Here is a 17,919-nt window from a genome sequence, read left to right as displayed (position 1 = left end):
TCAGCCCTCCGTCTCGATTGCGCGTTCGCCGACGATCGACAGGCCGTAGCCGTCGAGGCCGACGAGCGTGTGGTGGGTGTTGGTGAGCAACACCATTTCCTCGACGCCGAGCTCGGTCAGGATCATCGCGCCGACGCCATAGTCGCGCAATTCCTCCATATCCTCCTTCGGCAGCGTGCCCGCCTTCGCCTGCAGCGCGACGGTGAACTGGTCGACGCGCGGGCGGTTGATGACGACGATCACGCCGGCGCCCTCCGCCGCGATGATCTCCATCGACCGGCGCAGCAGGCCGGCGCGATCGCCGCCCTCGCCGAAGATGTCGGCGAAGGGCGACAGCGCGTGCATGCGGACCAGCGTCGGCTTGCTCGGGTCGACCTTGCCCTTGACCAGCGCGATCTGCTCGGTCCCGGTCGCCTTGTTCCAATAGGTCAGCGCGGTCCATTCGCCGCCCCAGTCGCTGACGAAGCGCGCCTCGGCCCGCTTCTCGACGAGATGGTCGTAGCGGCGGCGATAGGCGATCAGGTCGCGGATCGTGCCGATCTTGAGATTGTGGAACTGCGCGAAGGTGACGAGGTCGTCGAGCCGGGCCATCGTCCCGTCCTCGTTCATGATCTCGCAGATCACGCCCGAGGGATTGAGCCCGGCGAGCCGCGACACGTCCACCGCCGCCTCGGTATGGCCGGTGCGCACCAGCACGCCGCCGTCGCGCGCGACCAGCGGGAAGACGTGGCCCGGTGTCACGATCTCGTCGCGCGACTTGGACGAATCGATCGCCACCGCGACGGTGCGCGCGCGATCGGCGGCGGAGATGCCCGTCGTCACGCCGTCGCGCGCCTCGATCGAGGTGGTGAAGGCGGTTTCGTAGCGCGTGCCGTTGTTGCGGCTCATCAGCGACAGGCCGAGTTCGTCGACGCGCTTGCGGGTCAGCGCGAGGCAGACCAGCCCGCGGCCATGCTTGGCCATGAAGTTGATCTTCTCGGGCGTCGCCATCTGCGCGGGGATGACGAGGTCGCCCTCGTTCTCGCGATCCTCGTCGTCGACCAGGATGAACATGCGGCCGTTGCGCGCCTCGTCGATGATCTCTTCGGGCGACGACAGGAAGGCGTGGCGGATGCGCCCGAGCTCGGACCCCTTAGACATGCTGTGCGCCACGATAATGCTCCATACGTTGCAGATAGCGGGCGAGCACGTCGATCTCGATATTCACCGCCTGTCCCTCGGCGAGAGTGCCGAGGGTGGTGACCGCCTGGGTGTGAGGGATGAGGTTGACCGTGAACCGGGTGGTCGGGCCGTGATCCTCGACCGCGTTGACGGTCAGCGAGACGCCATCGATCGTGATCGAGCCCTTGGGCGCGATGAACGGGGCGAGCTCGGCCGGCACGGCGAAGGCGATGCGGTGCGATTCGCCCTCGGGCGTGATCGCCAGCACCTCGGCGATGCCATCGACATGGCCGGTGACGATATGGCCGCCGAGTTCGTCGCCCAGCTTCATCGCGCGTTCGAGGTTGAGGCGGCGCCCCTGCGTCCACTGGTCGCGCGCGGTGCGGCGGATGGTTTCGGCCGACACCTGCATGTCGAACCACGACCGGCCGCCGTCCACGCCTTTATCGACCACCGTCAGGCATACGCCCGAACAGGCGATCGACGCGCCGAGGTCGATCGTGTCGGTGTCATAGGCGGTGGCGATGCGCAGGCGCGTGTCGCCGCGGTTCTCGACCGTTTCGATGGTGCCGATATCGCTGACTATGCCGGTGAACATGATCGTCCTCGTGAATCGGCCCGCTCGTATACCTCGACTCGATCGGTGCCAAGCGGCCGTGCATCGTACGGCCGCCACCGGCCGTGTGCCGTTCCGAGATCGGCGAGGCCGATGTCGCGGATCGCCGGCCGGCCGCCACCGATCAGGATCGGCGCGCGGTAGAGCAAAAGGCGGTCGACCAGATCGGCGCGCAGGAAGGCGGCGGCGGTCGCGGCGCCGCCCTCGATCAGGACATGGTCGGCGGGGAGGGCGGCGATCCGGTCGGGGGCGGTGATCCAGACGGGATCGGGCGCGCCCGTTCCGGCCGACGGGTGCGGGTGGGCGGACAGGACGACCCGGATCGGGCTTCGCGCTTCCAGTCCCGCGAGCCGCACGTCCAGTCTTGGCGCGTCGACATCCCACGTCCCCCGCCCGACGAGGATCGCCTCGTGCCGGCTGCGTTCCAGATGGGCATGCGCGCGCGCTTCGGCCCCGGTGATCCAGCGACTGGTGCCGTCGGCGAGTGCGATGCAGCCGTCGAGCGAAGTCGCGAGCTTCAGCGTCACCAGCGGTCGCCCGAGTCGCTGGCGAGTGAGGAAGCCCGCCATGCTCCGCGCCGCCTCCGCGGTCCGTACGCCTTGCGTCACCGCGATGCCGGCGTCGCGCAGGCGCGCCATTCCGATGCGGTCGGTGCGCGGATCGGGGTCGCCGAGCGCCACCACGACCCGGCCCACGCCCGCAGCGACCAGCAGGTCGGCGCAGGCGGGGCCGCGCGCCGACACATGCGCGCAGGGCTCCAGCGTGGTATAGACGGTCGCGCCGCGCGCGGCCTCGCCGGCCTGGGCGAGCGCCATCGCCTCGGCATGCGGGCGCCCGCCGGGCTGGGTCCAGCCGCGGCCGACCACCCGCCCGTCGCGGACGATTACGCAGCCGACATTGGGATTGGGGGCGGTGCGTCCGCGGGATCGTTCGCCGAGTGCGATCGCCGCGCCCATCCAGCGGTGGTCGGCGGTCAGAGCCCCCACTTGCTCATCGCATCGTCGACCTGCTTGAACTGGCCGCGCAATTTCTCCTCGCGCGCCTTTTGCGCGGCGATGCGCCGGTCCTGCTCGACCTTGTCGATCTCCTGCTGCGCCTTGATCTGCGCATCGGTGCGGTCGGCCCGGTAATTGTTGAAATAGATGATGTTGGGCGAATAGGGTTCGGGCGGGATGTCGTTGCGCATGAACGCATAGACGAAGAAGCCGGTCACCCCCATCGCCAGCACGAGGAAGCCGAGCTCGTACGGCTGGCGCCCGGCGAGGAACAGACGCAGGTCCTTGTAGGCGCGGACCGGCGAAAAGCGGCTGAAGAACTGCATGATGGCGAAGATAGGACGCCGGGGGCGGCTAGGCCAGTCCCTCGCGATTCACCCCCTGCGTCCCCGGGTGCGTCAGCCGGCATCCTCCATGCGGAAGGTCAGCGCCATCGTCCGCCACGCCTCGACCGGGACGTCGCCGCGGGTGGCCGGTTTGAAGCGCCAGTAGCGCAGCGCGCGCTCCTGCGTCACCTGCCAGAAGGCGTCGCTGGTCGCGGTGAGGCGCTCGATCTGCTTCACCCGGCCATCGGTGCCGACAAGGACGCGGACGGTGACCTTGCCGTCCCGGTTGGCGCGGCGTTCGGCGGGCGGATAGACCGGCTGGAAGGCGCCGGCATAGCGCGGGTCGACCTGCGGTCCGATCAACGGCGGCAAGGGCGTCGGCGTGGCGATCACGAGCGGGCCGGGGTCGCTGCCGACGATCGGCGTCGGCGGCGTCGGCACGATCGTCGTCGTGGTGACGAGCTCCGATGTCGACGGCGACGGCACGATCGGGTCGGGCGCGACGATCGTCTCGGTCGGGCGGCTGGCGACGACCTCTGCGGTCTTCGGCTGCGGTTTCGGGGGCTCGGGCGGCGGCGGGTCGAGCGGGATATTGGTGGTGACGAGCGTGCGGATCGGGTCGTTGGGCAGGATCGTCGGCCCCGCGAACATCAGCGCGGCGATCAGCCCCGCGTTGATCGCGACGGCGGCGGTCAGGCCACCGGGGTTGAAACGGGTCGGCTGGGCATGGCGGTCGGCGTACATGATCCGTCTCCTGCGTGATGTGCGACTCGATTGCGTCTCCTTGGGAAAAGGGATGGTACGTTGTATCGTTACGGCGTCAAGGGGTGACGTTGCACCGTTGCCGGGTGCGAACCGGAGCGGATCGACATGCCGGTTCCGGCGTCATCGGTGTGAGGCGCGGAATATGGTTCGCGCAGAGGCGCGGAGGACGCAGAGGTGTGCGCCCGCCGTATCGCCGGTTCCTGCCTTCCCATCGTAAGAGATGAAGCGCCCCGCAGCCGCGCGCGTTACACCTCGGCGTCCTCCGCGCCTCTGCGCGAACACGATCGCATCCTGATGCGGGTTGATGCCGATCGGGCGCGGGTTGCACTAAGCGCGCGAGGACTGATCAGGTGGACAGTCGCGCCACTGCGCGGTCGCGGCCGATCAGCGGCAGCAGCGCCGCCATGTCCGGGCCGTGGTCCAAGCCGGTCAGCGCCTGGCGGAGCGGCAGGAACAGCGCCTTGCCCTTGCGCGCCGTCGCGTCCTTCAACGCCGCGGTCAGCGCGTGCCAGGGGTCGGTCGTCCAGTCGATCGCCGCCGCCACCGCTGCCGCCTGCGCCAGATAGGCGCGCGTGTCGGCATCCGGCGCGGGGGCGTCGACCGGCCCTTCGATCACCCGCCACCAGTCCGCCGCCTCGGCGACGCGCGAGAGGTTCGGGCGCACCGCATCCCATTCCGCCGCGCCCATGCCCGCCGGCAGGCGATCGGCGACCGCGTCATGCGGCAACTGGTGGACGATGCGCGCATTGACCTGCGCCAGCTCCGCCTCGTCGAACCGCGCCGGCGCGCGGCCGAAGCGGGCGAAGTCGAACGCCGCGATCAGCGGGGCGGGATCGGCCATCGGCTCGACCGGATCGCTGGTGCCGATCCGCGCGAGCAGGGCGATCACCGCCTGCGGCTCGATGCCCGCCTCGCGAAAATGCGCGACGCCGAGCGAGCCCAGCCGCTTCGACAATTTGCCCTCCGTGCCAGTCAGCAGCGCCTCGTGCGCGAACCGCGGCGGCGCGACGCCCATCGCGTCGAACATCTGCAATTGCAGCGCGGTGTTGGAGACGTGATCCTCGCCACGGACGACATGGCTGATGCCCAGATCGGCGTCGTCGATCGCGGAGGGCAGCATGTACAGCCACGATCCGTCGGCGCGGCGGACGACGGGATCGCTCATCGTGCGCGCGTCGAACGCCTGCGGCCCGCGGATCAAATCGTCCCAGGCGATGGGGGCGTCGTGATCGAGCCGGAAGCGCCAGTGCGGGCGCACGCCGTCCGCCTCCAGCCGCGCGCGATCGGCGTCGGTCAGCGCCAGCGCGGCGCGATCGTAGACCGGCGGCAGGCCGCGGCCGAGCAGGATCTTGCGCCTGAGGTCGAGCTCCTGCGCGGTTTCATAGGCGGGATAGATCCGCCCGGCCGCGACCAGCGCGTCGAATCGGTCCTGATAGAGCGCGAACCGATCCGACTGGCGCACTTCCATGGCGGGTTCGAGGCCCAGCCAGGCGAGATCGGCGCGAATGCCCTCGACGAACCGCTCCTCCGACCGCTCCGCATCGGTATCGTCGATCCGCAGCACGAACCGGCCGCCGTTGGCCGCGGCGAACATCCAATTGTGCAGCGCCGCCCGGATGTTGCCGACATGCAGGCTGCCGGTGGGCGAGGGGGCGAAACGGGTGATGACGGTCATGCCGCGGGCCTAGTCAGTCAGGATGGGACGGACAAGCCGTACGCCCGGCGCGATGATGCTTTCGATTTTGTGACGGTGGCTCTAAGGCGCGCAGCACCGAACGGGGCGGAGCCAAGCGCATGAAACTGATCACCGGCAATTCGAACCTTCCGCTGGCGCGGGAGATTGCGGCCTATCTGGAGATTCCGCTGACCGACGCGCTGGTCCGCCGCTTTGCCGATGAGGAGATCTTCGTCGAGATCCAGGAGAACGTACGCGGCGAGGACGTGTTCGTGCTCCAGTCGACCGGCTTTCCGGCGAACGACAACCTCATGGAAATGCTCATCATCATCGATGCGCTCAAGCGTTCGTCGGCGCGGCGCATCACCGCGGTGATCCCGTATATGGGCTATGCGCGGCAGGACCGGAAGCCGGGACCGCGCACGCCGATCTCGGCCAAGCTGGTCGCCAACCTCATCACCGTCGCCGGCGCCGATCGCGTGCTGTCGGTCGACCTGCATGCGGGGCAGATCCAGGGCTTCTTCGATATCCCGACCGACAATCTCTATGCCGCGCCGGTGATGTCGGCGGACATCAACGCCCGGTTCAAGGGCAAGAACCTGATGGTCGTCTCCCCCGACGTCGGCGGCGTCGTGCGCGCGCGACAGCTGGCGAAGCGCCTCGACAACGCCCCGCTCGCGATCGTCGACAAGCGCCGCGAACGCGCCGGCGAATCGGAGGTGATGAACATCATCGGCGACGTCGAGGGCCGCTTCTGCATCCTCATCGACGACATCGTCGATTCGGCGGGGACGCTGTGCAACGCCGCGGCGGCGCTGCGCGAGGCGGGGGCGGAGGACGTCGTCGCCTATGTGACGCACGGCGTATTGTCGGGCGGCGCAGTGGCGCGGGTCGAGGGATCGGCGCTGCGCGAACTGGTCATCACCGATTCGATCGGCAACCACGAATCGATCCGGCCCAAGGACGGCAAGTCCGGCCGCATTCGCCACCTGCCGATCGCGCCGCTGCTCGGTGAGGCGATCAAGCGGATCGCGGACGAGACGTCGGTGTCGTCGCTGTTTGATTGACGGGCGAAGGCGCGGCGACGTCCGCCCCGATGTGCGAAGCGCAGCGCCCGGCACGGCTAACAGGCGCGCTCCGGCGACCCGACTGACGGCGGCTTTGCCGTCGTCCCGGTCTTGCTGCCGCCATGCATCGTTACGCAGCGATGAAGATAGAGCGTGCCGGTCCGGACGATCGGCGACGACGGCAAAGCCGCCGTCGGACGGGTTCGGCGCACCGACCCGCCGTCCGGTCTTGCGGTTGCGCTGCGCGCACCGGTCCGGACGTGGCCGGACCTACCGCTGGCTGAGCGCGATGATATGCTCGAACACCGCCGGGTGCAGCGGTTTGGCGAAGGCGCAGCCGTATTTGAACTTGTCGCGCCACGCGACCACCGCTTCCAGGCCGGCAAGGCCCGGCAGCGTCAGCCACACGACCGTCCCCGGCCACAGCGTGAAGCTGGTTTCGGCACGGAACCCCGATAGCGACAGGTCGGTCACCTCGATCTCGAATCGGGTCTGGCCGCGATCGCGCAGATGCGCGCGCATCTTCACCGACTTGCGGAGCGCCTGACGCGAATCGTCGTTCAGCTCGACGGGCTCGTACGGCGGCGTGAAGATCGGCTGTTCCATAGCGCGACGAATGCCACGCGAATGGTTACTTTTCTGCCAATGCCTTTTCCCGCTCCGGCGCGCGCACCCCTTGGCGGCCGCGGCGCTTCAATTCGGCCTTGAGGTCCTCGGGCCGGGGCGCGACGAGGAAGCCGAAGCTGACGTTGCCCTCGCGCGTCTCGACGACATGGTGCAGCCGGTGCGCCTGGACGATCCGCTTCATATAGGTAGATTTCGGCAGGTAGCGCGTCGGGATCCGCTGATGCACGATGATGTCGTGGAATCCGAAGTAGATTGCACCATAAGCCGCGATTCCCGCGCCGATCCACGCGAAGCCCGGCCACCAGCCGAGCTGGACCCCGCCGAGCAGCAGCACGAACGACGGCACTGCGAAGATCGCGGCATACAGGTCGTTCAGCTCCCAGTTGCCGTGGCGTTTGGTGTGATGGCTGGCGTGCAGGAACCAGCCCCAGCCATGCATCACCCAACGGTGCGCGGCATAGGCGAAGCCCTCCATGCCGATCACGGTCACGAGGAAGAGAAGGATGCCATACGGCCAGGCCATGCGTGTTCCGTCTAATGCGAAGCGTTTGCGATAACGAATGGACCCGGTGTGATATCCGGGGTGGATTCGCCGGGCCGCCTGTGCAAAAGGCCGCTCAATCTCCTCTTAATAGCATAATGCGAGGCAGGCCATGAACATCCACGAATATCAAGCCAAGGAACTGCTGGCAAAGTTCGGCGTGCCCGTTCCCGCCGGTTTCGCCGCGATGAGCGTCGAAGAAGCCGTCGCCGCGACCGAGAAGCTTCCCGGACCGCTCTATGTCGTCAAGGCGCAGATCCACGCCGGCGGCCGCGGCAAGGGCAAGTTCAAGGAACTCGGCCCCGACGCCAAGGGCGGCGTCCGCCTCGCCAAGACCGCCGACGAAGTGCGTGCCGCGGCGACCGACATGCTCGGCAACACGCTCGTCACCATCCAGACGGGTGACGCGGGCAAGCAGGTCAACCGCCTGTACGTGACCGACGGCGTCGACATCGCCAAGGAATTCTACCTCGCGCTGCTCGTCAACCGTGCGACCGGCCGCGTCTCGATGGTCGCCTCGACCGAGGGCGGCATGGACATCGAGACGGTGGCGCACGACACCCCCGAGAAGATCCACTCGATCGACATCGACGCCGCGACCGGCTTCCAGCCGCATCACGGCCGCGCCGTCGCCGCCGCGCTCGAACTGACCGGCGACCTCGCCAAGCAGGCCGCGTCGACCGCGTCGAAGCTGTACGACGCGTTCCTCGGCACCGACGCCGAGCAGATCGAGATCAACCCGCTCGCCGTGACCGACGACGGGAAGCTGATGGTGCTCGACGCCAAGGTCGCCTTCGACGGCAATGCGATGTTCCGTCACAAGGATCTGATGGAGCTGCGCGACACTACCGAAGAGGATGCGATGGAGCTCGAGGCGTCGAAGTACGACCTCGCCTACATCAAGCTCGACGGCGATATCGGCTGCATGGTCAACGGCGCCGGCCTCGCGATGGCGACGATGGACATCATCAAGCTGAACGGCATGTTCCCGGCCAACTTCCTCGACGTCGGCGGCGGCGCCAACAAGGAGAAGGTGACCGCGGCGTTCAAGATCATCCTCGCCGATCCCGCGGTGAAGGGCATCCTGGTCAACATCTTCGGCGGCATCATGAAGTGCGACATCATCGCCGAGGGCATCGTCGCCGCGGCGAAGGAAGTGAACCTCTCGGTGCCGCTGGTCGTCCGTCTGGAGGGCACCAACGTGCAGGCCGGCAAGGACATCCTGGCGAACTCCGGCCTCGCGATCGTTCCCGCGAACGATCTGGGCGACGCGGCCAAGAAGATCGTCGCCGAGGTGCAGAAGGCGGCCTGACCGATGACGGGGCGGGGCGTCATGCCGTGCGCTCCGTCGCCCCGGACGCGGTCCGGGGCGGGATGGATATCGTAAAAGACGTCGGGCTCGGGCATCATGTCCGGGCCCGATTCGTCTGTTCGGGGCAGATGCCGTTACGGCAAGCGGCACTTTCCGTACCGGACTTGCGAAAACCGCGGAAAATAGCCATGTGAACCGCCGATACGATGCCGGAAAAACGGTATCGGAGGCGCAATCGGAAGGAAGCTGATGAAGGTGCTGGTGCCGGTCAAGCGCGTGCTTGACTATAACGTGAAGCCTCGCGTGAAGGCGGACGGGTCGGGCGTCGATCTGGCCAACGTCAAGATGAGCATGAACCCGTTCGACGAGATCGCGGTCGAGGAAGCCATCCGTCTGAAGGACAAGGGTGTTACCGAGATCGTCGTCGTCTCGATCGGCGAGCAGAAGGCGCAGGAAACGCTTCGCACCGCGCTGGCGATGGGTGCAGACCGTGCAATCCTCGTCACCTCGGACACCAAGGTCGAGCCGCTCGGTGTTGCCAAGATCCTCGCCAAGATCGTCGAGGAGGAGCAGCCGCAGCTCGTCATCCTCGGCAAGCAGGCGATCGACGACGACAACAACCAGACCGGCCAGATGCTCGCCGGCCTGCTCGGCTGGGGCCAGGGGACGTTCGCGTCCAAGGTCGAGCTGACGACCAGCGACGTCACCGTGACGCGCGAGGTCGATGGCGGCCTGGAGACGGACACGTTCCCGCTGCCCGCGATCGTCACCACCGACCTGCGCCTCAACGAGCCGCGCTACGCCTCGCTGCCCAACATCATGAAGGCGAAGTCCAAGCCGCTCGCGCAGAAGACCGCCGCCGATTACGGCGTCGACGTCACCCCGCGCCTGACCACGCTCAAGGTGGTCGAGCCGGGCAAGCGCCAGGCGGGCATCAAGGTCGCCGATGTCGACGAACTCGTGACGAAGCTGCATGCGATGGGGATTGCCCGATGACCGGTAACCTGAAGACGCTCGTCTGGGTCGAGCATGACGGCACGTCCGTGAAGGATGCCACGCTCGCCGCTGTGACCGCCGCGTCGAAGCTGGGCGAGGTCCATCTGCTCGTCGCCGGCCAGGGCGTCGACGGTGTCGCGCAGGAGGCCGCGAAGATTGCCGGCGTCGGCAAGGTCCATGTCGCGGACGACGCGGCCTATGCGCATGCGCTCGCCGAGAATATCGCGCCGCTGGTCGTCGAACTGATGGGGCATCACGACGCCTTCGTCGCGCCGTCGACCACGACCGGCAAGAACGTCGCGCCGCGCGTCGCCGCACTGCTCGACGTGATGCAGATCAGCGACATCCTGTCGGTCGAAGCCGAGGACACGTTCACGCGTCCGATCTACGCCGGCAATGCGATCGCGACGGTGCAGACGTCGGATGCCAAGAAGGTCATCACCGTCCGCGGCACCGCCTTCGAAAAGGCGGCGACCGAGGGCGGCTCGGGCGTGGTCGAGGCGGTCGCGTCGCAGGGCGAAACCGGCGTGTCGACCTATGTCGGGTCCGAGATCGCGGAGAATGCGCGCCCCGAACTGACCAGCGCGAAGATCATCGTCTCGGGCGGCCGCGCGCTGCAGAACGGCGAGAACTTCACCAAGCTGATCGAACCGCTCGCCGACAAGCTCGGTGCCGGCGTCGGCGCGAGCCGCGCGGCGGTGGACGCGGGCTATGTGCCCAACGACTATCAGGTCGGCCAGACCGGCAAGATCGTCGCCCCCGAAGTCTATATCGCGGTCGGCATTTCCGGCGCGATCCAGCATCTTGCGGGGATGAAGGACAGCAAGGTCATCGTCGCGATCAACAAGGACGAGGACGCCCCGATCTTCCAGGTCGCGGACCTGGGTCTCGTCGGCGACCTGTTCAAGGTCCTGCCGGAACTGACCGAGAAGCTCTGACGGTGGACGGCGGGCAGCGGTGCTGCCCGCCGATGACGCCAAGGCGGGGCGGGGACGACGCGGAATGTCTCGCGGCGGCGTCGGTCCAGACCAAACATCCCGATTGACGGCCACCGCTCGGATCGTCGGCACCGACCCGGGCTATTGCGTCATTCCGCGTCGGGTACGAGCGTACGCGCATCCCGGGCGGCGGCCACCCACCGGTATACCGCATCGGCGATGTAGAACCGGAACTGCACGCCATCGAAATACACCTTCCGCGCGTTTCCCACGCACACGCGTGCGCGGTTTACGATCGCGGCCTCCAGCCGCCGCACCGAATCGAGCGGTCGGTCGGTCAGCGCCAGTCGGACCGACAGCTCCGGCTGCAGTCGCACGAAGCACACCGCCGTTTCGAAATAATGCTGGTCCACGGGCAACCGGAATTTGGACAGCGGCGTCTCGCGCCTGTTGAAACGGGCCTGCACGACCGGGTTGCCCGTCTGCGCCTTGGTCAACGTGATCGGTGGTTCCACCGATTTGAGCGTCTCGATCACCAGTGCGCCACGATCGTAATACGGATCGGTTACGGCGCCGCCGACGGCGCGCCCTGCGTCCGGTGCACATTCCATGTTCAACTGTGCGAGCCGGGACATCGCGAAGGCTTGCACGGTGCTGTTGGTCCGCGTGTCCAGGGCCTTGCGCAGCCATTCCCGCCGGGTTTCATCCCTCGGGGCGGCGGCACAGGCCGCCCAGCGTCGCGCAAGATCGAATATGCGACGACTGCCGACAGCATCGCCGGTTCGCTGGCTACCCAGCGTCCCGGTCGTGACGGCGGAATCCTTCGCCTCGATATCGCGCAGACCGGTGACGACGATATCCTCGGAAACCGCCCCGTCCGTCGTCTGCGGAGCGGATGGGGTCGGCGGCACGCTCTGCCCCATCAGCGCGATCGCCGCCGCAATTCCTGTTCCGATCATCAAAGGCTCCCCCGCTGTTGGTCCACGATCATGGTGGCTCTGAGCAGCGGAGTAAATCTCCGGAGCGGTCCCGGACGCACGCGCCACCGTCAGTTGGCGGGGCAGATTGGCGCGACCCGATCGGACAAAAAAAGCGGCCCGATCCCAGCAAGATCGAGCCGCCAGTCTACGCCTAGGGAGCTTATACCCGGCGTGTTCGTGAAATCAGGATCAGAGCGCGTTGCCCGTAGGCGCAAGGACGTTGTCGGCGAGGCTGGCGTCGTTGCCGATCGCCACGTCGTTGCCCGTCGTCTCGAACGCATCGCCGTTGCCGAGGCCTGCGTCGCCCTCTTCGTTGAGCGTCAGCGTGTCGGTCGCGGTGATGTTATTGCCGGCGTCGGTCTTCGGGCCGCAGGCGGCGAGGCTCAGGGCGGCAAGCGCGAGCGCGGGTGCGAGAATAAGGGTCTTCATTCAGTCCTCCGTGTTGAACAATGGGCTGCGTGGTCGCGCAGTCCTGCGCCGATCAGCGCAAAGAAAGCCTGGCTGGCGGGGGCGGTGCCGGCGTCCCATTCGGGATGCCATTGCACACCAAGCACGTCGGCGCCGCAGGGCCGCGCCGACACCGCCTCGATCAGGCCGTCGTCCGCCGCCACCGCCTCGACCGACAGACCGCCGCCGAGCCGGTCGATGCCCTGCTGATGCACCGAATTGACCCGCATCCGCCGCGTGCCGGTGGCGCTGGCGAGCCGGCCGCAGGCGCTGAGCTCGACATCGTGGCCGTGATGGAAGAGCGACTCGTAATCGCCTTCCCAGCCGCCGCGGTGATGGCGCTCGGCATGTTCCGCTGCGCACAAAGAACCGCCGAACAGCACGTTGATCTCCTGCAACCCGCGGCAGATGCCGAAGACGGGCTTGCCCGCCTCGATCATCCGCCCGGCGAGCGCCAGCGCGACCTCGTCGCGGGGTTCGTCGACGATCTGGTCGGCGGGCAGCGCCGCGCCGCCATAGCGCCAGGGTGCGACGTGCGAGCGCGATCCGGTGAGCAGCAGCCCGTCGAGGATCGCGGACAGCGTCGCGACGTCGGCGGTGTCGGGCATCGCCGGCACCAGCAGCACGGTCGCCCCGGCCAGCCGCGTGAGCGGCTCGACGAAGCGGCTTGCGACCACCTGTACCGGCCGGTCCGCAACCTCGTTGCAGCACAGGACGCCGATCACCGGGCGGCGTTCGGACCGGAGCGACTGCCCCATCACACCACCGCCGCCACGAGCGTGTCGCGCAGGGCATGGCCGGCGCTCGGCGCGAGCAGGTCCGCCTCGGGCTGCACCACGACGCCGCCGGGGGGGACGTCGGTCAGCAGCCAGACGTTGCCGCCGATCGTCGCGCCGGACCCGATATGGACGCGGCCGAGGATGGTCGCACCGGCATAGATGACCACGTCGTCGCCGACGATCGGGTGCCGGGCGAAGCGGTCGCGCGGGCCGCGGCGCGCGGCGCCGAGCGGGCTGCGCGCACCCAGCGTGACATGCTGGTACAGCCGCACGCCGCTGCCGACGATCGCGGTTTCGCCGATGACGACGCCCGTGCCGTGGTCGATGAAGAAGCGTTCGCCGATCGTCGCGCCGGGATGGATGTCGATGCCGGTGCGTTCGTTGGCGAGTTCGGAGATCATGCGCGCGACGATCGGGGCGCCCAGTTGGTGCAGTTCGTGGGCGATGCGGTGGTGCAGGCTGGCGATCGCGCCGGGATAGCAGACGAGGATCTCGTCGGTGCTGCCCGCCGCCGGGTCGCCGAGGAACGCCGCCTCGACGTCGCTGTCGACCAGCCGCCGGATGTCGCCCAGCGTGCCGGCGAACAGCCGGACGATGGTCGCGGCCTGATCGGCGTCGAAGGTCGCGTTCGCCTCCGTCTGCCAATAGCCGATCTCATGACCGATCTCGCGCTCCAGCTCGGTGAAGGCGGCAGCGAGCTTGGCGGCGACGAAGCGGTCCTCGTCGTCGGGGGTCGCCCGCTGCAGGCCGAGCCGGCGCGGATAGAGCGCTTCCGCGAGCAGTTCGACGACGCGTTCGACCGTGCCGCGCGACGGGAAGACCGCGGCGGCATGGCCGGGCTGCTGGCGGTCGCGCCAGGCGGATCGCGCGCCGCGCAGCGCGGTGACGGCTTCGCCCAGCGTCGCGCCCGGGCGCGGTTCGTCTGCCAATCGACGCTGCGTGGTCATGCGACTACCTCCGACGACGAAGATATCCTACTGGCATGATGGGAATAGGAAGAAAAGCTATCCCGGTGCGAAGTTCGGTCGAATCGAGTGCGCTCAGGGTTCGACCGGCGCCGGATCGGGCGCTTCGGGGAGGGGGAGCGGCGCGACTCGCGCGAGCAGCACGCCGAGGCCCAGCGCCAGCGCCCCGAGCCCGAGGCAGAACAGCGCGACGCCCGGCCATCCGGCATGACTCCACGCAAAACCGCCGGCCGAGCCCAGCATGCTCGACCCCAGATAATAGAAGAACAGGTAGAGCGCCGCCGCCTGTCCGCGATTGCCCAGCGCGCGGCGGCCGACCCAGGCGCTGGCGATCGAATGCGCGCCGAAGAAGCCGATCGTCACCAGCGCGATGCCCGCGATCACCAGCGGTAGCGGCCGTGCCTCGGTCGCGGCGACACCGCCGATCAGCAGCACGATCGGCAGCCAGAACACGCGCCGCCGCCCGACCCTGCCCGCGAACGCGCCGAACGCCGCCGAACTCGCCGAGCCGAGGATGTAGAGGAAGAACACCAGCCCCACCGCCGCCTGGCTGAGCCCATAGGGCGGTGCGAGCAGGCGAAAGCCGGCGTAATTGTAGACGGTGACGAACACGCCCATCAGCAGGAACGCCTCCGCATAGAGCAGGGGCAGCGCGCGGTCGCGGAACAGCGCGGCAAGGCCGGCGAACGGATGGCGGCCGCTGCCGGCGACGAAGCCGCGCGATGCGGGCGCGAGGCGGCGGAACCCTTCCGCCATCAGCACCCCGGCAAGACCGACGCTGCCGAGCGCCCAGCGCCAGCCGGCGACGTCGGCGACGAGGCTGGCGACGAGGCGCCCGCCCATCCCGCCGATCGCGCTGCCGGCGATGTAGAGGCCCATCGCCGCGCCGACCGAGGCGACGTCGACCTCTTCGGCGACATAGGCCATCGCCACAGCGGGCACGCCCGCCAGCGCGATGCCGGTGAGCAGGCGCAGTGCGAGCAGCGCGGTCCATCCCGGTACGAACGCCGCGGCGAGCGTCAGCGCGCCCGCCGCGAACATCGCCCGGACCATCAGCGGCCGCCGTCCGACCCGGTCGGAGAGGATGCCGGCGAACAGGATGCCGATCGCGAGCGGCCCGGTGGCGAGCGACACCGCCAGCGATGCGCCCTCCGCACTCAGTCCGTAATCGGCGGCGAACAGCGGCAGCAGCGGCTGGACCGAATAGAGCAGCGAGAAGGTCGAGAAGCCGGCGAACAGCATTGCCAGCGTCAGCCGGCGATAGGCGGGCGTGCCTTGGCGCAGCGGCGATTCAGCGGGTGGCATGCGACGTTCCACTGACGAAGAGGACCAGCACGCCCGCCAGCGCGGAGGCGACCGATCCGGCGAGCACGCCGATCTTGACGCGTTCGACCAACGCGGGATCGGCGAAGGCGAGGTCGCCGATGAACAGGCTCATCGTGAAGCCGATCCCGGCGATCAACGCCATGCCGTACAGCTGTGCCCAGCTGACGCCGGCCGGTCGCCGCGCGATGCCGAGCCGGTCGGCGATGCGGATCGCGCCGAAGATGCCGATCTGCTTGCCGAGGAACAGGCCCAGCGCGATCCCCAGCACCAACGGTTCGGCCAGCGTGGCGAGGGTGGCGCCGGACAGCGACACGCCGGCATTGGCGAAGCCGAACAGGGGCACGATGGCGAAGGCGACCCAGGGGTGCAGCGCCTGCTCCAGCCGGTGCAGCGGCGCGGTCGCACCGTCGGGTGCGCCCGGCGCGGGGCGGATCGGGACCAGCATCGCGGTCAGCACGCCGGCGATCGTCGCATGCACGCCCGATTGCAGCACGAACAGCCAGAGCACGGCCCCGGCGAGCAGATAGGGCCATAGCGCCATCACCTTGCGGCGGTGGAGCAGGTAGAGCGCGACCAGCGCGAGGCCCGCTCCGGCGAGGGCGAGCGTCTGGATCGTCTCGGTATAGGCGACCGCGATGATCGCGACCGCGCCCATGTCGTCGACGATCGCCACGGTGGTCAGCAACAGCGTCAACGCCGACGGAATGCGGCTGCCGAGCAACGCGAGCACGCCGATCGCAAAGGCGATATCGGTGGCGGCGGGGATCGCCCAGCCGGGCTGCAAGCGCGGCTCCGCACTGGCGACGATCAGGAAGACGAGCGCGGGGACCGCCATACCGGCGACCGCGGCGATGAAGGGCAGGCGGCGGCGGTCGGCGCTGGCGAGCCGCCCGTCGACGACCTCGCGCTTGATCTCCAGCCCGACGAGCAGGAAGAACAGCGCCATCAGTCCGTCGTTGATCCACAGATGCACCGTCATCGGGCCGAGCGCCTCGGCCAGCACCGGGCCGGTCGCATGGTGGAGCAGTGCCGCGTAGCCGGGCGCGGTCGCGGGGACATTGGCGACGATCATCGCCAGCACCGCCGCGGCGATCAGCGCGACGCCGCCCGCCGCCTCACTGTGCAGGACATCGCGAAGCGCGCTATGGGCGCCGCGGCGGGGCAGGCGTGCCGTCATCCGTTGCCGCGTAACGGCTCCGCCGCGCGTGGCAAGCCGATCCCGCCGCGCTGCACCGCGAACGACACCGCCCAGATCGCGAAGCCGCCCAGCGCCAGCCCGCACCCGACGATACCGGTCGAGGTCCAGCCGAACCCGCCGGCGATGGCGAGCCCGCCGAGCCACGGCCCGATCGCATTGGCGGTGTTGAACGCCGAATGGTTGAGCGCCGCCGCCAGCGCCTGCGCATCGCCCGCGACGTCCATCAGCCGCGTCTGCAACACCGTGCCGAGCGCACCGCCGAGGCCGATCGCGAACACGTCGAGCATCATCGTCGTCATATTGCCGGCGGCGAGCGGGTAGAGCGCGAGCGCCGCCGCCGACCAAAGTAGCAGCGCCCCCGCGGTCGGCATCAGCGCGCGGTCGGCGAAGCGCGGCACGACGAGATTGCCGATCGTCATCCCTGCACCGAACACCGCCAGCACCAGCGGCACCGTCCGCGCCGACACGCCGGTGACGTCCATCAGCGTCGAGGCGAGATAGGTATAGACCGCGAACATGCCGCCGAAGCCGATCGCGCCGGTGCCGAGCGTCAGCCATACCTGCGGTCTGCGCAACGCACCGAGCTCGCGCAGCGGGCTGGCGTCGCGGTCGGGTGCGTCGACCGGGGCGAGCAGCGCGACCAGGGTCGCGGTCAGCAGCGCGAGCACGGCGACCAGCGCGAACACCCAGCGCCAGCTCGCGACCTGGCCCAGCAGCGTCGCGAACGGCACGCCGACGATCGTCGCCACGGTCAGGCCGAGCATGACCCGCCCGACCGCCTGCGTCCGCCGGTCGGCGGGAACGAGCGACGCGGCGACCAGCGAGGCGATGCCGAAATAGGCACCGTGCGGCAGTCCGGCGAGGAACCGGAACGCCAGCATCCAGCGATAGTCCGGGGCGAACGCGGACAGCAGGTTGCCGATTGCGAACAGCGCCATCAGCCCGATCAGCAGCGTCCGTCGCGACAGCCGGGCGGACAGCACCGCGATCGTCGGTGCGCCGACGACGACGCCGAGCGCATAGGCGCTGATGACATGGCCGACGGTCGGCGCGTCCACGCCCAGCCCCCGCGCCAGATCGGGTTCGAGGCTCATCGCGGCGAATTCGGTCGTCCCGATCGCGAACCCGCCGACCGCGAGCGCGAGGTGGACGAGGCCGGGATGCGCCTCGGCAGTCTGTCGTAACGTCATGGGATCGGCCCTAAC

Annotated in this window: 19 protein-coding genes; 4 read left to right on the top strand and 15 right to left on the bottom strand. The window is 68.8% G+C overall.

The annotated features are described in order from the left end of the window. From ribB to AC1RTO_RS13500, 6 genes are all read right to left on the bottom strand, one after another. Positions 1-1,140 (bottom strand): 3,4-dihydroxy-2-butanone-4-phosphate synthase, encoded by a 1,140-nt coding sequence (gene ribB / locus AC1RTO_RS13525; RefSeq protein WP_493161344.1) that lies wholly within the window; start codon positions 1,138-1,140, stop codon positions 1-3. Then, a complete protein-coding gene (locus tag AC1RTO_RS13520; RefSeq protein ID WP_493161343.1) occupies positions 1,133-1,759 on the bottom strand; it encodes a riboflavin synthase in 627 nt (208 codons plus the stop codon). Before AC1RTO_RS13520 ends, ribB begins: the two co-directional genes overlap by 8 nt. Beyond that, on the bottom strand, positions 1,744-2,754 hold the full coding sequence (gene ribD / locus AC1RTO_RS13515; protein WP_493161601.1) for a bifunctional diaminohydroxyphosphoribosylaminopyrimidine deaminase/5-amino-6-(5-phosphoribosylamino)uracil reductase RibD: 1,011 nt from the start codon (positions 2,752-2,754) through the stop codon (positions 1,744-1,746). Before ribD ends, AC1RTO_RS13520 begins: the two co-directional genes overlap by 16 nt. Further along, positions 2,751-3,098 carry a hypothetical protein gene (locus AC1RTO_RS13510; protein ID WP_493161342.1) on the bottom strand — a complete coding sequence of 116 codons (348 nt, stop codon included), beginning with the start codon at positions 3,096-3,098 and terminating at the stop codon, positions 2,751-2,753. The genes ribD and AC1RTO_RS13510 overlap by 4 nt, the downstream gene beginning before the upstream one ends. A 72-nt stretch (positions 3,099-3,170) precedes the next feature. Continuing rightward, on the bottom strand, positions 3,171-3,842 hold the full coding sequence (locus tag AC1RTO_RS13505) for an energy transducer TonB (RefSeq protein ID WP_493161341.1): 672 nt from the start codon (positions 3,840-3,842) through the stop codon (positions 3,171-3,173). 367 nt (positions 3,843-4,209) lie between these two features. Further along, a complete protein-coding gene (locus tag AC1RTO_RS13500; RefSeq protein WP_493161340.1) occupies positions 4,210-5,538 on the bottom strand; it encodes a glutamate--tRNA ligase in 1,329 nt (442 codons plus the stop codon). Positions 5,539-5,657: 119 nt separating this feature from the next. Between AC1RTO_RS13500 and AC1RTO_RS13495 the strand changes: the two genes are divergently transcribed. Then, a complete protein-coding gene (locus AC1RTO_RS13495; protein WP_293876012.1) occupies positions 5,658-6,605 on the top strand; it encodes a ribose-phosphate pyrophosphokinase in 948 nt (315 codons plus the stop codon). A gap of 270 nt (positions 6,606-6,875) precedes the next feature. Here AC1RTO_RS13495 and AC1RTO_RS13490 read toward each other — a convergent pair whose 3' ends face one another. After that, positions 6,876-7,211 carry a PilZ domain-containing protein gene (locus tag AC1RTO_RS13490; RefSeq protein WP_293876013.1) on the bottom strand — a complete coding sequence of 112 codons (336 nt, stop codon included), beginning with the start codon at positions 7,209-7,211 and terminating at the stop codon, positions 6,876-6,878. A 25-nt stretch (positions 7,212-7,236) separates the two neighbouring features. Then, complete coding sequence (locus tag AC1RTO_RS13485) at positions 7,237-7,755, bottom strand: sterol desaturase family protein (protein ID WP_493161339.1); 519 nt, start codon at positions 7,753-7,755, stop codon at positions 7,237-7,239. Positions 7,756-7,885: 130 nt separating this feature from the next. Here AC1RTO_RS13485 and sucC point away from each other — a divergent pair, with 130 nt between their 5' ends. The 3 genes from sucC (at position 7,886) to AC1RTO_RS13470 (ending at position 11,019) form a co-directional block, all read left to right on the top strand. Further along, the gene (gene sucC, locus AC1RTO_RS13480; protein ID WP_293876015.1) at positions 7,886-9,085 is read left to right on the top strand and encodes an ADP-forming succinate--CoA ligase subunit beta; all 1,200 of its coding nucleotides are present in this window, start codon (positions 7,886-7,888) and stop codon (positions 9,083-9,085) included. Positions 9,086-9,334: 249 nt separating this feature from the next. Further along, positions 9,335-10,081 carry an electron transfer flavoprotein subunit beta/FixA family protein gene (locus tag AC1RTO_RS13475; protein ID WP_493161338.1) on the top strand — a complete coding sequence of 249 codons (747 nt, stop codon included), beginning with the start codon at positions 9,335-9,337 and terminating at the stop codon, positions 10,079-10,081. An 8-nt stretch (positions 10,082-10,089) separates the two neighbouring features. Further along, a complete protein-coding gene (locus tag AC1RTO_RS13470; protein WP_493161600.1) occupies positions 10,090-11,019 on the top strand; it encodes an electron transfer flavoprotein subunit alpha/FixB family protein in 930 nt (309 codons plus the stop codon). A gap of 149 nt (positions 11,020-11,168) precedes the next feature. Here AC1RTO_RS13470 and AC1RTO_RS13465 read toward each other — a convergent pair whose 3' ends face one another. From AC1RTO_RS13465 to AC1RTO_RS13435, 7 genes are all read right to left on the bottom strand, one after another. Further along, positions 11,169-11,978: a hypothetical protein gene (locus tag AC1RTO_RS13465; protein WP_493161337.1), complete on the bottom strand. Its 810-nt coding sequence runs from the start codon at positions 11,976-11,978 to the stop codon at positions 11,169-11,171. 210 nt (positions 11,979-12,188) lie between these two features. Next, a complete protein-coding gene (locus tag AC1RTO_RS13460; RefSeq protein ID WP_493161336.1) occupies positions 12,189-12,428 on the bottom strand; it encodes a hypothetical protein in 240 nt (79 codons plus the stop codon). Continuing rightward, positions 12,425-13,204, bottom strand: a complete 780-nt coding sequence (locus AC1RTO_RS13455; RefSeq protein ID WP_493161335.1) for a gamma-glutamyl-gamma-aminobutyrate hydrolase family protein — start codon at positions 13,202-13,204, stop codon at positions 12,425-12,427. Before AC1RTO_RS13455 ends, AC1RTO_RS13460 begins: the two co-directional genes overlap by 4 nt. Next, the gene (epsC, locus tag AC1RTO_RS13450; protein ID WP_493161334.1) at positions 13,204-14,172 is read right to left on the bottom strand and encodes a serine O-acetyltransferase EpsC; all 969 of its coding nucleotides are present in this window, start codon (positions 14,170-14,172) and stop codon (positions 13,204-13,206) included. Before epsC ends, AC1RTO_RS13455 begins: the two co-directional genes overlap by 1 nt. Positions 14,173-14,265: 93 nt before the next feature. Continuing rightward, entirely contained in the window at positions 14,266-15,495 is a 1,230-nt protein-coding gene (locus AC1RTO_RS13445) for an MFS transporter (RefSeq protein ID WP_493161333.1), read from the bottom strand. Beyond that, complete coding sequence (gene nhaA / locus AC1RTO_RS13440) at positions 15,482-16,693, bottom strand: Na+/H+ antiporter NhaA (RefSeq protein ID WP_493161332.1); 1,212 nt, start codon at positions 16,691-16,693, stop codon at positions 15,482-15,484. The genes AC1RTO_RS13445 and nhaA overlap by 14 nt, the downstream gene beginning before the upstream one ends. Continuing rightward, on the bottom strand, positions 16,690-17,904 hold the full coding sequence (locus tag AC1RTO_RS13435) for an MFS transporter (protein WP_493161331.1): 1,215 nt from the start codon (positions 17,902-17,904) through the stop codon (positions 16,690-16,692). The genes nhaA and AC1RTO_RS13435 overlap by 4 nt, the downstream gene beginning before the upstream one ends. Positions 17,905-17,919: the final 15 nt, after the last annotated feature.

This window comes from Sphingomonas sp. GW821-FHT10F09 (genome assembly GCF_058809195.1).
The sequence above is the reverse complement of the archived record's forward strand: the minus strand, read 5'-3'. Positions and strand labels throughout refer to the sequence as shown.

Coding starts and splice junctions, on each gene's coding strand:
- nhaA (WP_493161332.1), bottom strand. CDS start 16,693: ATGACGGCACGCCTGCCCCGCCGCGGCGCCCATAGCGCGCTTCGCGAT.
- AC1RTO_RS13500 (WP_493161340.1), bottom strand. CDS start 5,538: ATGACCGTCATCACCCGTTTCGCCCCCTCGCCCACCGGCAGCCTGCAT.
- AC1RTO_RS13475 (WP_493161338.1), top strand. CDS start 9,335: ATGAAGGTGCTGGTGCCGGTCAAGCGCGTGCTTGACTATAACGTGAAG.
- AC1RTO_RS13460 (WP_493161336.1), bottom strand. CDS start 12,428: ATGAAGACCCTTATTCTCGCACCCGCGCTCGCGCTTGCCGCCCTGAGC.
- AC1RTO_RS13485 (WP_493161339.1), bottom strand. CDS start 7,755: ATGGCCTGGCCGTATGGCATCCTTCTCTTCCTCGTGACCGTGATCGGC.
- sucC (WP_293876015.1), top strand. CDS start 7,886: ATGAACATCCACGAATATCAAGCCAAGGAACTGCTGGCAAAGTTCGGC.
- AC1RTO_RS13445 (WP_493161333.1), bottom strand. CDS start 15,495: ATGCCACCCGCTGAATCGCCGCTGCGCCAAGGCACGCCCGCCTATCGC.
- AC1RTO_RS13490 (WP_293876013.1), bottom strand. CDS start 7,211: ATGGAACAGCCGATCTTCACGCCGCCGTACGAGCCCGTCGAGCTGAAC.
- AC1RTO_RS13510 (WP_493161342.1), bottom strand. CDS start 3,098: ATGCAGTTCTTCAGCCGCTTTTCGCCGGTCCGCGCCTACAAGGACCTG.
- AC1RTO_RS13505 (WP_493161341.1), bottom strand. CDS start 3,842: ATGTACGCCGACCGCCATGCCCAGCCGACCCGTTTCAACCCCGGTGGC.
- ribB (WP_493161344.1), bottom strand. CDS start 1,140: ATGTCTAAGGGGTCCGAGCTCGGGCGCATCCGCCACGCCTTCCTGTCG.
- epsC (WP_493161334.1), bottom strand. CDS start 14,172: ATGACCACGCAGCGTCGATTGGCAGACGAACCGCGCCCGGGCGCGACG.
- AC1RTO_RS13455 (WP_493161335.1), bottom strand. CDS start 13,204: ATGGGGCAGTCGCTCCGGTCCGAACGCCGCCCGGTGATCGGCGTCCTG.
- AC1RTO_RS13435 (WP_493161331.1), bottom strand. CDS start 17,904: ATGACGTTACGACAGACTGCCGAGGCGCATCCCGGCCTCGTCCACCTC.
- AC1RTO_RS13520 (WP_493161343.1), bottom strand. CDS start 1,759: ATGTTCACCGGCATAGTCAGCGATATCGGCACCATCGAAACGGTCGAG.
- AC1RTO_RS13495 (WP_293876012.1), top strand. CDS start 5,658: ATGAAACTGATCACCGGCAATTCGAACCTTCCGCTGGCGCGGGAGATT.
- AC1RTO_RS13465 (WP_493161337.1), bottom strand. CDS start 11,978: ATGATCGGAACAGGAATTGCGGCGGCGATCGCGCTGATGGGGCAGAGC.